This is a genomic window from Agrilactobacillus fermenti, assembly GCF_021030645.1.
GTDB classification, from domain to species: Bacteria; Bacillota; Bacilli; order Lactobacillales; family Lactobacillaceae; genus Agrilactobacillus; species Agrilactobacillus fermenti.
In genome coordinates this window covers 1-17,781 of the sequence record NZ_JACGCJ010000026.1, presented here as the reverse complement: position 1 = coordinate 17,781, position 17,781 = coordinate 1, and the positions used below count along the sequence as shown (strand labels likewise).

Sequence of the window (17,781 nt, the reverse complement as noted above, 5' to 3'; positions counted from 1 at the left end):
AAAGTGGCCGCAAGTTACATCAGTCTTAGGTCTGCTTTGAACATAACAACAAAATCATTTAAAGGGCACGGCACGAGTCATATCATAAACGACGAGGTCCTCAGGCTTTACTTGCGGGTCATGATCTAGGATTGCTAGATCTTCACGCACGCGAAAACCTACTTTTTCTAGTAAAGCACTAGAATCCGATTGGTCTTTATAAGTGATAGCTTTGAGCTGACTCAGATTTAACTCATCAAATGCAAAGCGGGTCATGTGTGTCAAAATCTCAGACATGATACCCTGATGCTGAAACTGGGGTAATAATTCATAGCTAACTTCAACACTATTTTCATCAGCATTGAAATTTTCAAATGTAAAAGTACCTAGAAATGTGGTACTTTTGCGGTCTTGAATACCCCATAATAGTTTATGGTTACCCATGACTTCACGCATGGTTTGACTGATATAGTGCACGGTATCGGTCAGCGTGGAATCAGTCTGTCGGCGCGTTGCCTGAGCGAGTGTCTGGTCTTGACGTAATTGAAAGACTTCTTTGACTGTAAAAGTCGTTAGCCAATCTAAAGTATAGTGAGGGGTCATGATCGGATGATATTTCTCGAAACTTTCCATGTGCAAACTCCTTTGAGTCCGTGTTTGAGTCTGGCTTCTGGTTTTGTTAGTGCTCGGCCACTAATCGCCTTTGGTCACACGAAACGTGTTCGCAAAGGCAATGACTTCACCTAACGACGCATGTCTCAAATGGAAAGATCCCCATTTATCGCCATTCTTGTTAGTGCTCAGTCATTAACCGCCTTTGGTCACACTCTTCACGGTTTCAATTATTCAAAGTCCAGTTTAACACATTGGTGGGTGTTTCAAGAGTGTAATGTACTTTTGACTGGTACGCCGGGAGCAGCGGCACCAAAATCAGGTAACTGTTGTTCGAATTGGTCGATCTCATCAGCATGGGCTAAGGTCAGATCAATATCATCTAAGCCATTGAGAAATTTATAGCGGTACATGGGTTCGAACGTAAAGTGAAATGTTTGCTCACGAAACTGAACGGTCAAATTCGTGAGATCAACAGTGATTCGATCTTGATCGGTTGCCTGGCTTAAACTTTTGACTTCTGCTTTAGTGAGTTTGATTGGCAGCAAGCCATTCTTGGTGGCATTATTATAAAATATGGGGCCAAAACTTTCAGCAATGACCACGCGAAAACCAAAATCCATTAAAGCCCAAGCAGCGTGTTCTCGGGAAGAACCACTGCCGAAGTTCGTCCCAGCTATCAAAATTTGGGCATCTTGATAGGCCGGCTGATTTAAAATAAATGCAGGGTTAGGGCGGCCGTCACTTTGATAACGCCAGTCATAAAATAGACTTTGACCGTATCCTGTGCGTAAAATATTTTTTAAAAATTGTTTCGGGATGATCTGGTCCGTGTCAATATCATTACGGTAGATGACGGCTGGCTTACCAGTGAAAATTGTAAATTTATCCATTAATGATGGCTTCCTTTCGAATATCGACAAAATGACCATGAATGGCAGCGGCAGCCACCATTTCTGGACTGGCTAGATGCGTGATTGAGCCGGCACCTTGACGGCCTTCAAAGTTACGATTAGAGGTAGAAGCACTATGAACGCCTGCAGGAACACGATCTGGATTCATACCTAGGCAAGCAGAACAACCCGGCATCCGCCAGTCGCAGCCAGCCGATTTAAAGATTTGATCTAGGCCTTCTTTTTCAGCGGCTCGTTTGATAGCCATGGAGCCAGGAACAACTAACGCGGTTAATCCGGGTGCTACATGCTGGCCTTTCAAAACATGGGCGGCTTTACGCAGATCCTCTAAGCGGCCGTTGGTACAGGAGCCGAAGAAAGCAAAGCCAATAGGGATATTTAAAGGACTGTCACCGGGTTTTAAGCCTACATAGTCATAAGCTTTTTGGTCATTGACATCTTTTGGTTCGGGGAAAGTACGGTCAATGGGAATGGCCATGCCAGGATTCGTACCCCACGTGACATAAGGTGCTAAGTCTGAGACGTCAAAATCGATCACTTCATCATATGCAGTCGGATCATCGGTATAAAATTGCGACCAATACTGGATGGCTGTAGCCATATCTTTGGGGGCATACTTGCGGCCAGCTAGGTAGGCAAAGGTGGTTTGATCAGGCCGAACTTGGCCCATCTTAGCACCGCCTTCAATAACCATGTTGCATAGGGTCATACGTTCAGCCATGGAGAAATTTTCAACCACGTCACCATAAAACTCAATAGCATAACCGGTGAAGCCAGAGAAGCCATGTTGGCCGATCAAAACCATGATCACATCTTTGGCGCCTACGCCGGGTTGTAATTGTCCGTGAATATGGATACCCATGGTTTTGGGCTTTTGCTGCCAAATGGTTTGCGTGGCAAAAACATGTTCTACTTCGGACGTGCCAATACCGAAGGCAATCGCCCCAAAAGCGCCGTGGGTAGACGTGTGCGAGTCACCACAAACAATGATTTTACCTGGCTGGGTCAAACCTAACTGGGGACCGATGACGTGAATGATGCCTTGTTCTGCTTGACCAACGCTGGCTAAAGAAACGCCAAATTCGGCCGCATTTTTTTGCAGCGTCTGCATTTGTTTGCGGGCGATCACATCTTTGACATTAAAGACATCTTCCGTAGGTACATTATGGTCCATGGTGGCAAAAGTCTTATCTGGCCGCCGCACGCGCCGATGCGTGGCTCGCAAGCCCTCAAAAGCTTGAGGGGAAGTCACTTCATGGACTAGATGCAGATCCACATACATCAATTGTGGTTCACCAGGTTCGCCCGTGACCACATGCTGTTGCCAAATTTTATCAAACATTGTTTGCGGTTCACTTGCATTAATCTTGGACATAATCGGGCGCCACCTTTACTGAATTTTGTTGCATTTGCGCACAGATACGTTGGGTGAATGCCATCGTATTTAACTGTCCACCTAAGTCAACGGGCTGATCTTGTTGTAAAACCGCAGCCATCGCCCGCTCGATGACATTTGCTGTGGCTTGATCATTAAACGTATGCTGTAACATTAAAACGGCTGAATTAATCATGCCTATTGGATCGGCTATATTTTGGCCCGCGATATCTGGCGCTGATCCGTGAATCGGCTCGTAGAGATTGGGGCCAGTTTCACTGACACTTTCAGAAGGAATCGTCCCGATGGATCCGGTAATTGCAGCGGCTTCATCGCTTAGAATGTCACCAAATAGATTGCTTGTGACGATAACATCGAACTGCTGCGGCGATTTAACGATTTTCATAGCGGCCGCATCAACGTATTCAAAATCTAACGTGATCTCTGGATATTGTGGGTGTATTTCTTCGGCGACATCGCGCCATAGTTTACTTGTGGCTAATACGTTGGCTTTATCGACAACGGTGACATGGCGGTCACGTTGCTGGGCTAATTTGAACGCATAGGTCATAATGCGGTTGATTTCAGATCGATTATAAACCATCGTGTCTAAGGCTTGATCCGTACTATAATGCCGAGGCTTACCAAAATAAATTCCGGAAGTCAGCTCGCGTACGATCATAAAATTAGTATTTTGTGCAATCTCAGCTTTTAAGGGGCTGCGCGTGACAGCAGCAGCTGTAATTTTGGTGGGGCGTAAGTTGGCGTAAACCTTCATGGCTGCCCGCAAGCCTAATAAACCAGCCTCTGGACGGACGTCATAATGATCCCATTTAGGGCCACCAACGGCAGCTAACAATACGGCATCTGACCGTTTGACTTGGGCTAATAAGGCGTCAGTCAAAGGCTCGCCGAATTGATCAATTGAGCAGCCGCCAAAAGCCATGGGGACGAAGTGATAATTAGTTTGGGTAATTTGTTGGGCCGTTTTGATAACTTCGATGGTCGCAGACATGATTTCGGGGCCGATGCCGTCACCGCTGAGCACTGTAATTGTAGGTTCATGCATTATTTAGCCACCTTCATTTCACAACTAGACATGATCTGTTCAAGGTCGTCATTACTCACCAGAGCCACTTGATCAGCAAAAGCTTTGAATTTAGGAAAGATGATCCGCATTTGTTCCGGTGTGACGGCATAACCGATTTGAGCTAAGCGTTCATGCACCGCATGACTGCCAGATAGCTTGCCCAAAGGAATTTACGTATGCTTCATACCCACACTTTCTGGCGTCAGAATTTCGTAAGTTTGATGATTCTTCAAGTAGCCATCTTGGTGAATGCCAGATTCATGGGAGAAGGCGAATGGCCCAATCACAGCTTTGTTCTTAGGTACAGGGATTTTAGCAAATTCACTGATCATGTCGCTAGTGGTTTTAGTTTGTTTCATGTCGATATTAGTAACACATTGATAGTAATCTTGCCGTACTTTGATCTGAGCGGCTACTTCTTCCAAGGCCGTATTACCAGCACGTTCACCAATGCCATTAACCGTACCTTCGATTCGATCAGCACCATGTTCGATCGCGGCCATCGCATTGGCGGTAGCCATGCCCAAATCATTGTGGCAGTGCGCCGAGTAAGTGATTTTGTGGGGACTTTGGATATGCTGGATCAAATTATCAAAAGTTGCCCCGAATTCAGCAGGATTAGAATAACCAACTGTATCAGCGATGTTGATGACAGTGGCACCAGCGTCGATCGCGGTTTGGCAGGCTTGCACTAGAAAGCCGGGTTCAGTGCGGGTGGCATCTTCAGGAGAGAATTGGACGATGTCAAAATACTGCTTAGCATAGCGCACTTTCTCATCGATCTCATGTAAAACTTGGGCTTTGGACATATGTAATTTGGCACTGCGATGAATGGGACTAGTGGCGATGAAGACGTGGATCTGCTTGTTTTTAGAATCGGCGGTTGCTTTAATGCAAGCATCGATGTCTTTTTGTTTCATCCGCGCCAAGCCCGTCACTCGGGTGGTTGAAAGGGCTCTGGAAATTGCTTGGACAGATTGGAAGTCGTTGGGTGACGCAATGGGGAAGCCAGCTTCAATGACATCTACGCCCCAGTTTTGGAGCTGCTTGGCAATTTTGACCTTTTCAGCAATACTAAAATTCACACCAACTGTTTGTTCCCCGTCACGTAGCGTCGTATCAAACATAGCAATTTTTCTCATAATCAAGCACTCCTTTTTTTGTATTAAAAAACGCCTCATCATTACTGATGGGGCGGCTGATAAAAAAAGGAGCCCCATCATCTAACACGAATAGGACTCCACACAATGTGCGAGTCCCGGTCATAATAATAAGGCATTGAATAGCATGGTGTTCAGTTGTGGCTGCAAAACATGATTTTGTTGTGTCATAAGTGACACCATCCTTTCATTAATTTATATTACAAATTTATCATAAATTATTAATGTGTCAACAGTTATTTTTAATTATTTTATAATTTAATTATTTTTAACCGGTTCGTGTCCCTCGATTGGCGTGAGCGGACAAGACTACGTTATAATAGGCATAAACATTTCAAGGAGCGGTTTTATGTTATCAGGGCAAGAACGCCGGAATCAAATCAGAACACAATTACAAACTACGGACACGCCGATCAGTGCTTCTAAATTTGCGAAACAGTTTGGGGTCAGCCGTCAAACAGTCGTTGGCGATATTGCACTGATGCGCGCTTCTGGGGAAGCTGTGGTAGCTAATTTTAATGGCTATACTTATGAGCAGGTCTCTAGTGATCAAACCGCTAAGATCGTTTGCCGGCATACTAGGGCACAGGCACAACAAGAGTTGGAATTGATCGTCGCAAATGGCGGCAAGCTATTAAATACCATCATTGATCACGAAATTTATGGCGAGGTCACGGGAAATTTAAATATTAGTAATATGACTGAAGTGAAACATTTTATAACCAAATTAAAACGAACCGATGCCCACCTACTGTCGGAATTGACTGATGGGGTCCATTTGCACACGATCGCGTATCGTACCGATGCAGATTTGGCTGCTATTAAACAAGCCCTACAAGACGCGGACATTTTATTTTTAGGATAATGGTAAAATTTACTATTTACATTTAACTAAATATCGAGTACCCTTATTTGTGGTCCTTTAATACCAATCAGCACCATTCTGTTCTGTTTACATAGTTGATTGTTGGTTTAAGGGGCCCTATTTTTTAGATTAAAAATTTAAGGGAGTGCTCTGATGTCATCTTTACGTCGATTTTTGAAGTTCAGCTTAGTTGCTGGCTTAATGCTTGTGGTTGCAGTGGTTGCGACGGCTTGTGGTCAAAGTAATAGTCAAGCCAGTCAGAAGAATCAAAAAATTTCTATTGTGACGACTACGGATTTTTATGGTGAGGTAGCCAAGGCTGTGGTCGGGAACAAAGGGACGGTCAAGTCAATTATCAATAAACCTTCCGTAGATCCCCATGACTATGAACCCACGACTAACGTGGCTAAAGAAGTAAGTAAAGCAGATATCGCGATTGCTAATGGGATCGGGTACGACCCTTGGATGAATAAATTAGCCAAAAATTCTGATAAGCTGCAATATATCAAGGTTGGCGAAAATATCATGGGTAAAAAGACTGGCGACAATCCTCATCTTTGGTATAATCCAGCAACGATGCCTAAATTAGCCAACGATTTAGCTAAACAATTAGGCAAAAAGCAACCTAAAAATAAAGCTTATTTCAAAAAGAATGCCCAAAAGTATATTGCTTCTTTGAAACCAGTTAATGATGAAATCAATCAGTTGAAGCAAAAGGCAGCTAGTGCACCAAATAAAGCTGTTTATGTCAGTGAACCTGTCTTTGACTATGCCATTGATGCCATTGGGTTCAAAGTCGGCAATGAAAAATTCGAACAAGCGACTGAAAATGAAAGTGATCCTTCACCAAAAGTTGTTAAAGAGATGCAAGACGGGATCAAAGCTAAGAAAATTGCTTTCTTCGTTTATAACAAACAAGTAGACAGCAAGGTAGTCAATAACTTTGTCAAATTAGCCCAGGATAATAAAGTACCTGTCTTAAAAGTCACGGAAACACTACCTGCTAAGATGGATTACAAACAATGGATGCTGTCTCAATATAAAGATTTGAATCAAATTTTAGAACAAACTGCTGCTAAATAATCGTTGGAGGTCCTGAAATGGCTAAGAAGTCAAAAATTGCTAAAGCCCAAAAAATCGAAGCTACTGTCGAAAAATACGCTGAACTGCGGCGCCAATTAAAAGCAGAACATAATTATGCGGCTTTAAGTCGCTTGCCGCGTAATGCCTCGCCCACGCGAATCCAGCGGCGCGACAAATTAGATGGCCGGCCACATGCTTACATGCGTAAGTTTGGCATGTCCAGGATCAACTTTCGCAAGTATGCGCACCTCGGGCAGATCCCCGGTGTCAAGAAAGCCAGTTGGTAAAAGTATACAAGCTGCGTGACAAAATGGTATGATGGTGGCAAGTTTATCACTGAAAATGGAGGGTTGATCATGCTTGCAGAAACCCATGTGGATTATGCTGTCCAGTTGATGAAAAAAGCCAATTTAAAAGTTACGAAACAACGCCGTGATTTGATTGCATTTTTGTATGAACATCAAGATCATTATTTGCCAATTAAAACGGTGGATCAGTATCTACGTAACTTTTATCCTCGAATGAGTTATGAAACGGTTTATCGGAATATTGATGAATTATCTGACCTGCATATCGTTGAGAAGCGCATGTTTTCCAGTGGCTTGCACGTGAAATTTCAATGTGATTTTGATCATGTGCAGCATAGTCATTTTATTTGTGAAAATTGCGGCCGCGTTGTTGAGCTCAAGGAACCACCTTTGGCTCAAGTACAAGACCAGTTACCTGATTACCAAATTACGGCGCAACATTTAGAAGTCTTTGGGCTTTGTCCTAAATGTCAGCTTTAAGTTGATAATAAAAAAGAGAGTGAGACAAAAGGCGCTCAGCACCTGATCACTAACAAGAATGGCGAAAAATGGTGAACTTGCCATTTGATCCATTCGTGGTTAGGTGAAGGTGTTGCCTTTTGGAACACGTTTAAAATTGAATTGTTCGTAAACACATAGTGGCTGAAAACAAAACGTTAGTTTTGTCCCAGCCACTTTTTTGCATTAATCTTTATTTAAATAATCAGTCCAAGTTTGAATATCCATAGTAGTTAGTTGTTAGATATCAGCATACAGACTATGGAAGTACTGCCTAACATGGTCATCATAATTTCTAGTAGCCACACGTTTAAGGTAGAAGGCGACGCCTACCACGATTATAAGAATTACAAAGGCAATTGTGCCATTCTTTGTTTGAAACTGCGTCAATAAGTAGATCGCGATAGCTAAAGTCACAATTAAACCGCTAAACCAAAGTAGCCGTTGAACCTTGTAGTTAAAATTAAACTGATGGTTTTTTAAGAAAGCTGCCCACTTTTTAGAGATATGATCATCGTAGTCTTTGAGTAGTGTACTGCGGCGCACGAATTCCAGAAGACATAAAAAGATGATGAAGTTTATAGTGCTTTTAGGCTGACGTATGTGAATTGCCATCATAGACAAACAAAAGATTACAAGGGCAAGCCACATAAACCAAACAAATCGCTGGAGTTTAAAAGTTGTCATCTCGAGCTACCCCCTAGATTAAGATTTGAGTTAATTTTGAACCGTAATTATTAATATTCAATGATTAAAAAATGAATAATATATGAATAAGACACAACAAAACGGCACTGAAGCAAAAACAAATTGCTTTCAATGCCGTTTTATAAGCCTAATCGTAGGAACGAGAGTGAAACAAAAGGCGGGTAACGGCTTAGCACTAATAAGAATCACGACAAATGGTGGGTTTTCCATTTAAGTGATTCGTGGTTAGGTGAGGGCGTTGCCTTTTGGAACACGTTTAAAATACAATCGTTCGTGAAGTAATCGGGGCCGTAGACAAAACATTAGTTTTGTCCCGGCCCACTTCTAATTATAATGCGACCAAGCAGCGTAGATCAGAACTTCATGAGTAGCTTGATCAATCGTATAGACAACCCGATGTTGGCTATTTAACCGCCGAGAATAAAAACCTGCACTCGGTGGCGTTAGTTTTTCAAAACTCTGGGTAGGCGCATAGGGATTTTCTTTTAACGTGGCAATAATTTCTAGAAAATTGGCTTTCAAATTGGATTGTTTTAATTTTTTCAGGTCACGTTTCGCTGAATTTTTAATTTTGACCGTATATTGGCTCATAACTTATCCCAATCGATATCATCAACGTCAGTGAAGCCACTGTCATCACTTTGACGTTCGCGAACTTTAGCCATTGTGCCGGTATTTTCTAAATAAAGTGTTTCTTGCATGGCATCGTAATCACTTTTACTGATAATAACGGCTGCTTGGTTTTCGTCACCATTGGCCGGTGTGATCATAACGGGCTTCTTTTGCGTGTTGACAGATTTAATGATTTCGTATAGATGTTTGCGTGCATTCGTGGGTGTAAAATTCTCTTGCATCAAATGACCTCCCTCAAAAAAACGATTCAAATTACTGGCTTTAGTATAGCGTACGTTGGTAGCGTACGCAAACAATTAGAATTACGGTTTTAATCCACAACGAAAACGGCACTGAAGCAAAAACAAATTGCTTTCAGTGCCGTTTTATTAACTTAATTGTAAATAAACGTGTTCCAAAAAGCAACGCCCTCTCCTAACGTCGAATTGCTCAAATGGCAAGCCCACCATTTTTCGCTATTCTTGTTAGTGCTCGGCCGCTAACCGCTTTTTGTCTCACGCTCTTAAGCTCTTGGTTCTAACCGCCGTTGGACGAAGCCTAAGACCAAATCAGAAATGATGGCCATCAAGGCGGTTGGCAGCGCACCGGCGAGGATAATGGCGCCCCCATTCGTTGCATTGGTTCCACGGACAATGATGTCCCCAAGACCGCCGGCACCAACAAAGGCACCAATGGCTGTGATCCCGATGGCGACAACTAGGGCGTTACGAATGCCGGCCATGATAACCGATAAAGATAGGGGCAGCTCCACCATATAAAGGATCTGCCAAGAGGTCATCCCCATACCCTTTCCAGAGTCAAGAATGGTTTTATCCACGCTAGCCATGCCCGTATAAGTATTTTTGACGATTGGTAGGAGTGAGTAAAGAAAGACAGTCACAATGACTGTGTTGACCCCTAGTCCGAGTCCCAGCATGATGATGGATAACATGGCTAGAGAGGGAATTGTTTGGATCACGTTAGCCACGCCAATTACCGCGTCACTAAGCCGACGTTTACGGGCAATGAAGATGCCAATTGGAATCCCAATAATTGCCGCAATCAACACACCATAAATCGAAATCAGGAAATGGCGCGTGAATTGACTCAGAACATAAGAACCATTATGGGCCAGATAATACCAGAACTGATCCCAAGTATTCATATTACTCATTTGCGTCACTTCCTTTGAAATAGTTGTGCTTTTGTAAGAACCGTTGTGCCACGACAGAAGGTTCTAATAAATCATTATCAACTTCGTAATTTAATGCCTGCATCGTCTTCAAATTGATTTTGCCATCTAATCGATGAAGCACGGGTGCTAATTTGGGATATTTCTTTAACAAACTATTATTGACCACCATCGAACAATCATAAGGTGGGAAGAAGCGTTTGTTATCTTTTAGAACTTTCAAGTTATAGCTCTTGATGCGGCCATCTGTTGAATAACCAAGCACGGCCTGCATTTTACCAGCTTCAACTGCATCATAGACGAGCCCGATCTGCATCGGATAGACCCGTTTGAAATCAAAGCCATAATCTTGGGAGAAATCTTTGTAACCGTCACCTTTCCGGTTCATCCAAGAACTATCTACCCCAGCATTCATATTAGGTGCTTGTTTCCCGAGATCACTAATCGTCGTCATATGATACTTTTTAGCAGTGGCTTGGGTCACCATGAAAGCATAGGTATCCGCAAAGCCGTAAGATGGGAACCAGGTTTGATCATAGCGTTGTTTAAACTCACGTTTAACGATGCGACTGGCTTTTTGGGGATCCTTAGTGATTGGCAGCTGTAGCGTAGCGGTTACTTCTGTCCCGGTATACCGTGTCGCTGAAATATCAGCATCATTGCGTATCATAGCTTGGTGGGCCACCGTTGCGGAGCCTAGATTACTGACGAGCGTAGTTTTATAGCCCAGTTCATGATTGATCAGTTCGGCTACCATATTGGCCATAATTTGAGATTCTGTCGTACTTTGGGAAGCAATTCGAATTGTATCATCATTGCTGCCGCTGACACCTGGAAAACCACAGCCACCAATTGCGGTAACGACCACGGCCAAGAGCAGGGTTAGTTTTAGTAAGGCTTTTTTTGATAGTTTTAACATCTCATAACCTCCTATGACCGTTCGCTGATCGGGGTCAGCCGTTTTTCCAGTTTGCCTAGGAGATAATCGACTAAGAGCGCCAAGATCGTCACTGGAATCGTCCCGCCAATGATCAAGTCAGGCTGGAATAAATTCAGACCGTTAAAGATCAAATCCCCTAAGCCACCAGCACCAATGTAAGAGGCTAGCGTTGCCCAGGCGATGACATAGACGGCTGATAAACGAACGCCAGCCATGATAACAGGCGTAGCCATGGGAATCTCTACTTGAATGATGGATTGCATCGTCGTCATGCCCATGCCCTTAGCACTGTCCTTTAAGACTGGATCCACGTCTTCCATGCCAATATATGTATTACGTAAGATGGGCAATAGAGAGTAGATGAATAAAGCAACGATTGCTGGAAATTTACCGATACCAAAGAGCGGAATCATTAAAGCTAATAAGGCTAAAGAAGGGACCGTTTGGAGCATACTAGCGATACCGATCACAACCTTGGCTGTTTTAGGGAATCGAGTCAACAAAATACCCAAGGGAATCGCCACGATCACGCCGAGAATTAATGCTAGTGCAGAGATGTATAGTTGTTCCCAGGTCTTGGTGATCAATTCACTACCATGGGCGTTTAAAAAATCGATCATAGCCTACACCTCCTTGTCGTTTGAGGTGTCAGGATCGGTGGCTTTAGTGCCCACTGGGTTGGTCAATTTTTCAGCCATAGCCGCATTGCTATTTTCTTTAATTGCCGCATCATCTGGGTGGTGCTCAGAAGTTTCATCATCGCTGTCACCCCAGATCGTATCATAAACCATATCGACCAGAGCAGCCCGAGTAACGATGCCTTGCAATTGGCCTTGATGGTTGACTACTGGGACGTATTTCAACCCACGTTTTAAGATGCGGTCGACGGTATCACGCAGTAAGGTGTCAGAAACCACGGAGAAAATACGGGTGTTCATAATATCAGAAACGCTGGTAGCCCGTTTATAGTTGTTGTCCAAGGATTCAATATCGATGAAGCCCTTCAAATAGCCATCGTCATCTGTCACCAACAATGTATCTACGCGCCGTTTACGCATTAAGCGAATGGCATCGCCCAAAGAGCGGCCGGGCGTAATAGATACAGGATTTTTCAACATGATCTGAGCAACGGTAGTGACATCTGCCCGGGCTTGGATCAGGCGATCTTCACCAATCAAGTTTTCAACGAACTGATTCGCTGGGTGGCGCAGCAATTCCTCGGGTGTGGCGTTTTGAATCATATGACCGCCATCCATGACCACGATTTGCGTAGCTAATTTTAGTGCTTCATCCATATCGTGGGTGACGAAGACAACGGTTTTGCCAAGTTTTTCCTGTAAATTTTTAACTAATTCCTGCAAACTCTCACGTGTAATCGGATCCAAGGCACCAAAAGGCTCATCCATCAAAATTAAATCTTGATTCGCAGCTAGTGCCCGAATGACCCCGATACGCTGCTGCTGACCACCGGATAATTCGGAAGGATAACGGTCCAAAAAGTCTTCTGGTAATTCCACTAGTTTGATCAATTCTTCGGCCTTTTCCCGCCGTTTTTCCTCGGGCCATTTTAACAATTTAGGGACTAGAGTGATGTTTTCATAAATAGTCATATGCGGCATTAAACCAATGTTTTGAATCACATAGCCAATATGCCGGCGTAGTTCTACGGGGTTGGCCTTATGAATGTCCGCCCCATTATAAAGTATTTCGCCGCCAGTTGGTTCTAACATCCGGTTGATCATGCGCATGGTTGTTGTTTTCCCTGAACCTGATGTGCCGATGAGACAAACAAAATCACCTTTGTGGATGGTCAAGTTGACGTGCTCTACGGCGACGTTACCGCCACGGTAGACTTTTTCCACGTCCTTAAATACCAAGATCGGTTGTTCCTCTGTCATATCGCGCCTCCAATAGGTTAACTATTATTATAATTTTATCTTAACATACCTATGTCTAAATGCCGTTTGGCACACATTTAAAATAGAATTATTCGTAAATAAACGTCGAAAACAAAAAATCCGCTGATCGAAGTAAGTGCATACCCCATCAACAGATTTTTATTTTGGATAGTTAAACGCGCATTTGCCAAATATTAATTGGACCATACTTATGACCGACTGCTAATTCATGCTCAATGGCTTGATTTACCAGTTTTTTGGCAGTCGTCACAGCGACAGTAATACTTTGCCCCTTGGCAATTTCAGCCGTAATACAAGCCGAAAGGGCATCGCCAGTCCCATTAATATGTTCGGTATCATGGTAGGGTTCGGAGAGCCAAACTTTTTCACCTGATTCTAGCAATAAAAGATCTTTGACTTCTTTTAAGTCGCCGCCAATATGATGAGCGCCCTTTGCGACCACATTTTTAGCACCCATGGCTTGGATCTTTTTAGCCGCAGTGATCATATCCGCATCGGTATGTATTTCCATATCGGCCAATTTTTGCAATTCAAAAAAGTTAGGGGTGATCACAGTTGCTAATGGAACCAGCAAAGTTTTGAGCGTTTCATAGGCGTCAGCTTCTAGCAGCATAGCGCCATGTTTGGTAATGATGACAGGGTCAAGAATTAGGGGACCAAAATGATATTGCTTATAATTCTTGGTGACTGTTTCGATTGTTTGCTTATCTGTCAGCATACCTGTTTTACTGGCAAGTACGTGGAAATCGTCGGCGATAGCTTTGAATTCAGCGTCGATAAAATCGGTTGTGAGCGGTTGAGCCGCATGGATGCCGTAAGAATTACCGGCAACGCAAGCCGTCAAAACAGAGATACCGTAAACTTCACGAGCAAAAAAAGTGTTCATATCTGCTTGCATGCCTGCACTACCATCTGAGTCAGAACCAGCGATCGTCATTACTTGAGGATATTCATTTGCCATAAGGAACCTCCTAACTATCATGTCTTGATAGGTTATTTAAATACAAGAATAACAATGATTGCTAGTCATTGCAAAACAATTCCGAGACCGATAGAATGAAGGCAATGTAGCAGAAAGTAACCTAAGATGTAAGGAGCTTGCGCGATGCACGTCAATTTTTCATTTTTATTATTTGTTTTTGGCATCAATGTTTTATATTTGACAGTTAACACCATGCGGTTACTATTACAGAATCGAGGTCTTCTGATTCCCGCATCCCTATTTGGTATGGTGGAGATCACACTTTACACGTTAGGCTTAAATTATGTTTTAAAAAACTTGAATCAACCTGTTTATTTATTGGCTTATGCGATTGGTTTTGGAATCGGTATTTTTACTGGCATGTTGATCGACCGATGGCTAGCAATCGGCTATGTGATCGTACAAGTGATCACTGCGCATACCTTAGAAGAAGGTGCGAAACATTCGGTCCTTTCGCAGCTTCTAAGAGATCAAGGCTATGGCGTCACTGAAATGGATGGTGAAGGTCGGGATGGCACCCGTGAAGTTCTAGAAGTGTTAGTGCCACGCCGCGATGAGAAAGCTGTTTATCGAACCGTACAAGCTTATAATCCGAATGCCTTTATGATTTCTATCACGCCAACTGGTTTTAATGGCGGATTTTGGACGAAACATGCCCGCGGCCGAAAAAAGAAAAGTTGAAAAAGCATGAGAAGGATGTCTGGTATCAGAACGATTGTTTTGATGCTAGGCTTATTTTTTGCCTATTTTACTGGTTATTTTCATAAATGGTAGTTGACAGGTAATTAGGACAATGATAAATTATTTAATGGCCTAAATAGTATAAATTACTATTTAAAAAAATAGGAGGATTATAAGTAATGAAAACTGACTTAGCAACTGCACGCAGAGAGATGAGAAGTCCTAATATCAAAACAAGAAAACGGGCTTTGAAAATTATCCATGATTATAAACGCAATTTGAGATTTCAACGTAGTGATACTAAGGCATGAAGTTAGAGAGTGAGACGAAGTTGATCAACTTAGTTTCGCTCTTTTTTAATTGTTAATTTTGATCAAAATATTGTTGCAGACCCTTAACCACCTGGGTGGCAATCTGGTCACGATATTTGGCACTTTTGATTCGCTTAAAATCTTTAGTGGTATTGATATAGCCCATTTCTAATAAAATTGATGGCCGCTGGTTATCTCGGAGCACTTGGAAATTACCATAACGGATACCTTTATTTGGCAAAGGCAAACGATTTAAATTTCGGTTGATTGTTTTTGCAAAAGCAATATCTTTTTGCCGCCGGTAATAATAAGTCGTAAATCCAGAAGCATCATTTTGTTCACCAGAAGAATCAAAGTGAAAGCTAATAAAAGCATCGGCATTGAGTTGGTTGGCAATTTGAGGTCGTTTTGCTAGGGAAACAAAGCGATCATTCGTCCGAGTTAGAACGACTTTAGTGCCTAAGCGCCGTAACTTTTGTGCGGTAAGTTTAGCTACTTTAATCGTGTAAGTTTTTTCAAATTGACCTGTACCTGAGATGGCACCTGAATCTGAACCACCATGGCCAGGGTCTAAAACGATTATAGCAGAAGCTAGGTTTGCCGGTTTATGAATCGGGACTAGCTTGGCTTGCTCGGTGACGATCCAGCTAGCTACATAGCCGACTTGATTGTCATTAGTTCGAACTTTGTACCAATTACCAGATCGTTTAATGAGTCCCAGTTTTTTATTCTTTGGTAGGACAGCAAGAATCTTGCCTTTGGTAGCTGGTTTGGCGCGTAGTTTGGTATTAGCTTGGTCTGTAATGATCTCAATGGTTTTATTGGTGGAGACAACTGTCCCCTTGTTACTATGGCGCGCGTCTTGCTGCTGCATGCGGCGCACCGCCAGGGCATTGATTTGATCTGAACGGATCCAACCACTTTGTCGGCGGTTAAGGCGGACTTGATACCAATGGGTTCGACGGCCTACAACATCTAAGTGCATGCCTTTTTTTAATTTAGCGACTGCCTTAGTGGCAAGGTCTGGTTGTTGATGAACTAAGACGGCTGGCGTTTGAACTAACACTTGCTGTTGTTCAAACAAACGGCGACTGGACATTATAATAAGTATGATTGCACCGAACAGACACAATAAGGCAATGAAACGATTGACTAATTTTGCCATGTCATTGGCTTCTCTCTAGATTGAATTGGCTTGTTTCTTTTATGATATATTAGTTCTGGAAAAAATATGGCATCATTACAAAAATTAAGTAAAATTTTAAACAGTAATTATTACTCTAACTTTTTTTGCAAAGCATGGTGCTTTGATGAATAGGGCGGAGCATCATTTTTTGGTATAGTTAGGGAAACAAGTAATTTTAGGAGGCTAATGATGGGCAAGCCAACGATCTCTGAAGTGGCACAAGCAGCTAATGTTTCTAAGGCAACGATCTCGCGTTATTTAAATCATCATTATGGCAACATGTCAGAAGCCACACGGCAGCGGATTGCCAAAGTTATCGCTGAAATGGGTTACCGGCCCAATCGTCAGGCGCAGTCTTTGAAATCAAAGCGCAGCTATTTGATTGGGGTGGTAATTGCGGATATTTCCAATATGTATTCTTCACTATTACTTAAAGGCATCAGTTCGGTATTACAGACTGAGCGATATCAGATCATGATCATGAATAGTGCGAATTCGTTGGAGTTGGAGCATCAATATTTACAGCGACTGCTAGATCAGGGAGTTGAAGGAATCATCTTGCAGGCTATCAGTCCCAACATAGCTGACTATCAATTCTTGCAACCATATGATGTCAAAGTAACTTTGGTAGATCGGCCGATCAAAGGTAGTGATTGGCCTTTAGTAACCTCTAATAACTATACTTCGACAAAACAGTTGGCACGTTTAGTTTATGAAACGGGCTATGATCAATTGACCGTTATTTCAGAAGCCATCAACCGCACAATCACACGCCAAGTTCGCTTTCAAGCCATTGCGGACACTGGTAAAGCCTTACATAAACGAGCCCAGTTAAAAGAAGTCGCTGATCAAGATAGTTTTGGACTAGAACAGATCATTTCGGATCTAGTTGAAGAACCACAAAAAAATGCCATTTTTGCTAGTAATGGTCGCATGCTGATGCTGACCTTGAAAGCCATTTTTAATTTAGGATTGCGTATTCCTGAAGATATTGGTGTCACGGGCTATGATGATTGGAGTTGGACAGAGCTGGTTGGCCCTGGCATTACTAGTATTGAACAACGCCCAGATATGATCGGACAAAAGTGTGCGGAAGTCATTTTAGCGCAAATTGCCGGTGAGAATCGCATGGGTTTGACCTATGAATTACCAGCAGAGTTAAAACGAAGATATTCATTGTAAGCTGGTTAGGTTTTTAAACTAAATTCGAGTATGTATGAAAAGAAGTTAAGCACTATGAAGGAACTACTCCGTGTCAAGTAGACAACTTAAATAATTAAAATGCTTATGCACTTTTCTTAACGGCATGGCACCCATATTCGTTGGGGGTCATGCCGTTAAGTGTTTCTTGGCGACGTTTGTTGTT

Annotated in this window: 20 protein-coding genes and 1 pseudogene; 7 read left to right on the top strand and 14 right to left on the bottom strand. The window is 42.7% G+C overall.

All coding sequences use genetic code 11. From position 1 onward, the window contains the following. Positions 1–54 precede the first annotated feature (54 nt). The 5 genes and pseudogenes from FHQ08_RS09635 to FHQ08_RS09615 all read right to left on the bottom strand — a co-directional run bounded on the left by FHQ08_RS09635 (position 55) and on the right by FHQ08_RS09615 (position 5,115). Positions 55–612, bottom strand: coding sequence for a GNAT family N-acetyltransferase (locus tag FHQ08_RS09635; RefSeq protein ID WP_230914202.1), 558 nt, complete (start codon positions 610–612; stop codon positions 55–57). Between the two features lie 245 nt (positions 613–857). Next, positions 858–1,484 (bottom strand): 3-isopropylmalate dehydratase small subunit, encoded by a 627-nt coding sequence (leuD, locus tag FHQ08_RS09630; RefSeq protein WP_230914201.1) that lies wholly within the window; start codon positions 1,482–1,484, stop codon positions 858–860. After that, complete coding sequence (gene leuC, locus FHQ08_RS09625; RefSeq protein WP_230914222.1) at positions 1,477–2,847, bottom strand: 3-isopropylmalate dehydratase large subunit; 1,371 nt, start codon at positions 2,845–2,847, stop codon at positions 1,477–1,479. The genes leuD and leuC overlap by 8 nt, the downstream gene beginning before the upstream one ends. Before the next feature lie 19 nt (positions 2,848–2,866). Then, positions 2,867–3,949, bottom strand: coding sequence for a 3-isopropylmalate dehydrogenase (gene leuB, locus FHQ08_RS09620; RefSeq protein WP_230914200.1), 1,083 nt, complete (start codon positions 3,947–3,949; stop codon positions 2,867–2,869). Continuing rightward, positions 3,949–5,115: pseudogene (locus FHQ08_RS09615) on the bottom strand (2-isopropylmalate synthase). The gene leuB and the pseudogene FHQ08_RS09615 overlap by 1 nt, the downstream one beginning before the upstream one ends. A gap of 364 nt (positions 5,116–5,479) precedes the next feature. On the opposite strand from FHQ08_RS09615, the gene FHQ08_RS09610 reads away from it, so the two are divergent. From FHQ08_RS09610 to FHQ08_RS09595, 4 genes are all read left to right on the top strand, one after another. Further along, on the top strand, positions 5,480–5,995 hold the full coding sequence (locus tag FHQ08_RS09610; RefSeq protein ID WP_230914199.1) for a transcription repressor NadR: 516 nt from the start codon (positions 5,480–5,482) through the stop codon (positions 5,993–5,995). Between the two features lie 153 nt (positions 5,996–6,148). Next, a complete protein-coding gene (locus tag FHQ08_RS09605) occupies positions 6,149–7,078 on the top strand; it encodes a metal ABC transporter solute-binding protein (RefSeq protein ID WP_407929201.1) in 930 nt (309 codons plus the stop codon). 17 nt (positions 7,079–7,095) lie between these two features. Beyond that, positions 7,096–7,365, top strand: a complete 270-nt coding sequence (rpsN, locus tag FHQ08_RS09600) for a 30S ribosomal protein S14 (RefSeq protein ID WP_230914198.1) — start codon at positions 7,096–7,098, stop codon at positions 7,363–7,365. Between the two features lie 69 nt (positions 7,366–7,434). Beyond that, a complete protein-coding gene (locus FHQ08_RS09595; RefSeq protein ID WP_230914197.1) occupies positions 7,435–7,866 on the top strand; it encodes a Fur family transcriptional regulator in 432 nt (143 codons plus the stop codon). A gap of 258 nt (positions 7,867–8,124) precedes the next feature. On the opposite strand, the gene FHQ08_RS09590 is transcribed toward FHQ08_RS09595, so the two are convergent. The 8 genes from FHQ08_RS09590 to thiD all read right to left on the bottom strand — a co-directional run bounded on the left by FHQ08_RS09590 (position 8,125) and on the right by thiD (position 14,216). Next, entirely contained in the window at positions 8,125–8,430 is a 306-nt protein-coding gene (locus FHQ08_RS09590) for a hypothetical protein (RefSeq protein ID WP_230914196.1), read from the bottom strand. A gap of 486 nt (positions 8,431–8,916) precedes the next feature. Continuing rightward, positions 8,917–9,183, bottom strand: a complete 267-nt coding sequence (locus FHQ08_RS09585; RefSeq protein WP_230914195.1) for a Txe/YoeB family addiction module toxin — start codon at positions 9,181–9,183, stop codon at positions 8,917–8,919. After that, positions 9,180–9,446, bottom strand: coding sequence for a type II toxin-antitoxin system Phd/YefM family antitoxin (locus FHQ08_RS09580; protein WP_230914194.1), 267 nt, complete (start codon positions 9,444–9,446; stop codon positions 9,180–9,182). Before FHQ08_RS09580 ends, FHQ08_RS09585 begins: the two co-directional genes overlap by 4 nt. A gap of 281 nt (positions 9,447–9,727) precedes the next feature. Then, complete coding sequence (locus tag FHQ08_RS09575) at positions 9,728–10,378, bottom strand: ABC transporter permease (RefSeq protein WP_230914193.1); 651 nt, start codon at positions 10,376–10,378, stop codon at positions 9,728–9,730. After that, entirely contained in the window at positions 10,371–11,315 is a 945-nt protein-coding gene (locus FHQ08_RS09570) for an osmoprotectant ABC transporter substrate-binding protein (RefSeq protein WP_230914192.1), read from the bottom strand. The genes FHQ08_RS09575 and FHQ08_RS09570 overlap by 8 nt, the downstream gene beginning before the upstream one ends. 11 nt (positions 11,316–11,326) lie before the next feature. Beyond that, positions 11,327–11,956: an ABC transporter permease gene (locus tag FHQ08_RS09565; RefSeq protein ID WP_230914191.1), complete on the bottom strand. Its 630-nt coding sequence runs from the start codon at positions 11,954–11,956 to the stop codon at positions 11,327–11,329. A gap of 3 nt (positions 11,957–11,959) precedes the next feature. Beyond that, complete coding sequence (locus tag FHQ08_RS09560) at positions 11,960–13,234, bottom strand: betaine/proline/choline family ABC transporter ATP-binding protein (protein WP_230914190.1); 1,275 nt, start codon at positions 13,232–13,234, stop codon at positions 11,960–11,962. A 172-nt stretch (positions 13,235–13,406) separates the two neighbouring features. Beyond that, a complete protein-coding gene (gene thiD / locus FHQ08_RS09555) occupies positions 13,407–14,216 on the bottom strand; it encodes a bifunctional hydroxymethylpyrimidine kinase/phosphomethylpyrimidine kinase (RefSeq protein WP_230914189.1) in 810 nt (269 codons plus the stop codon). Positions 14,217–14,360: 144 nt separating this feature from the next. Between thiD and FHQ08_RS09550 the strand changes: the two genes are divergently transcribed. Then, a complete protein-coding gene (locus FHQ08_RS09550) occupies positions 14,361–14,918 on the top strand; it encodes a DUF2179 domain-containing protein (RefSeq protein ID WP_230914188.1) in 558 nt (185 codons plus the stop codon). 179 nt (positions 14,919–15,097) lie between these two features. Next, positions 15,098–15,229 (top strand): putative metal homeostasis protein, encoded by a 132-nt coding sequence (locus FHQ08_RS09545; RefSeq protein WP_230914187.1) that lies wholly within the window; start codon positions 15,098–15,100, stop codon positions 15,227–15,229. Positions 15,230–15,281: 52 nt separating this feature from the next. Here the strand turns inward: FHQ08_RS09545 and FHQ08_RS09540 are convergent, their stop codons facing one another. Beyond that, the gene (locus FHQ08_RS09540; RefSeq protein WP_230914186.1) at positions 15,282–16,394 is read right to left on the bottom strand and encodes an N-acetylmuramoyl-L-alanine amidase; all 1,113 of its coding nucleotides are present in this window, start codon (positions 16,392–16,394) and stop codon (positions 15,282–15,284) included. Positions 16,395–16,604: 210 nt separating this feature from the next. Between FHQ08_RS09540 and FHQ08_RS09535 the strand changes: the two genes are divergently transcribed. Then, positions 16,605–17,597 (top strand): LacI family DNA-binding transcriptional regulator, encoded by a 993-nt coding sequence (locus FHQ08_RS09535; protein ID WP_230914185.1) that lies wholly within the window; start codon positions 16,605–16,607, stop codon positions 17,595–17,597. Positions 17,598–17,781 lie beyond the last annotated feature (184 nt).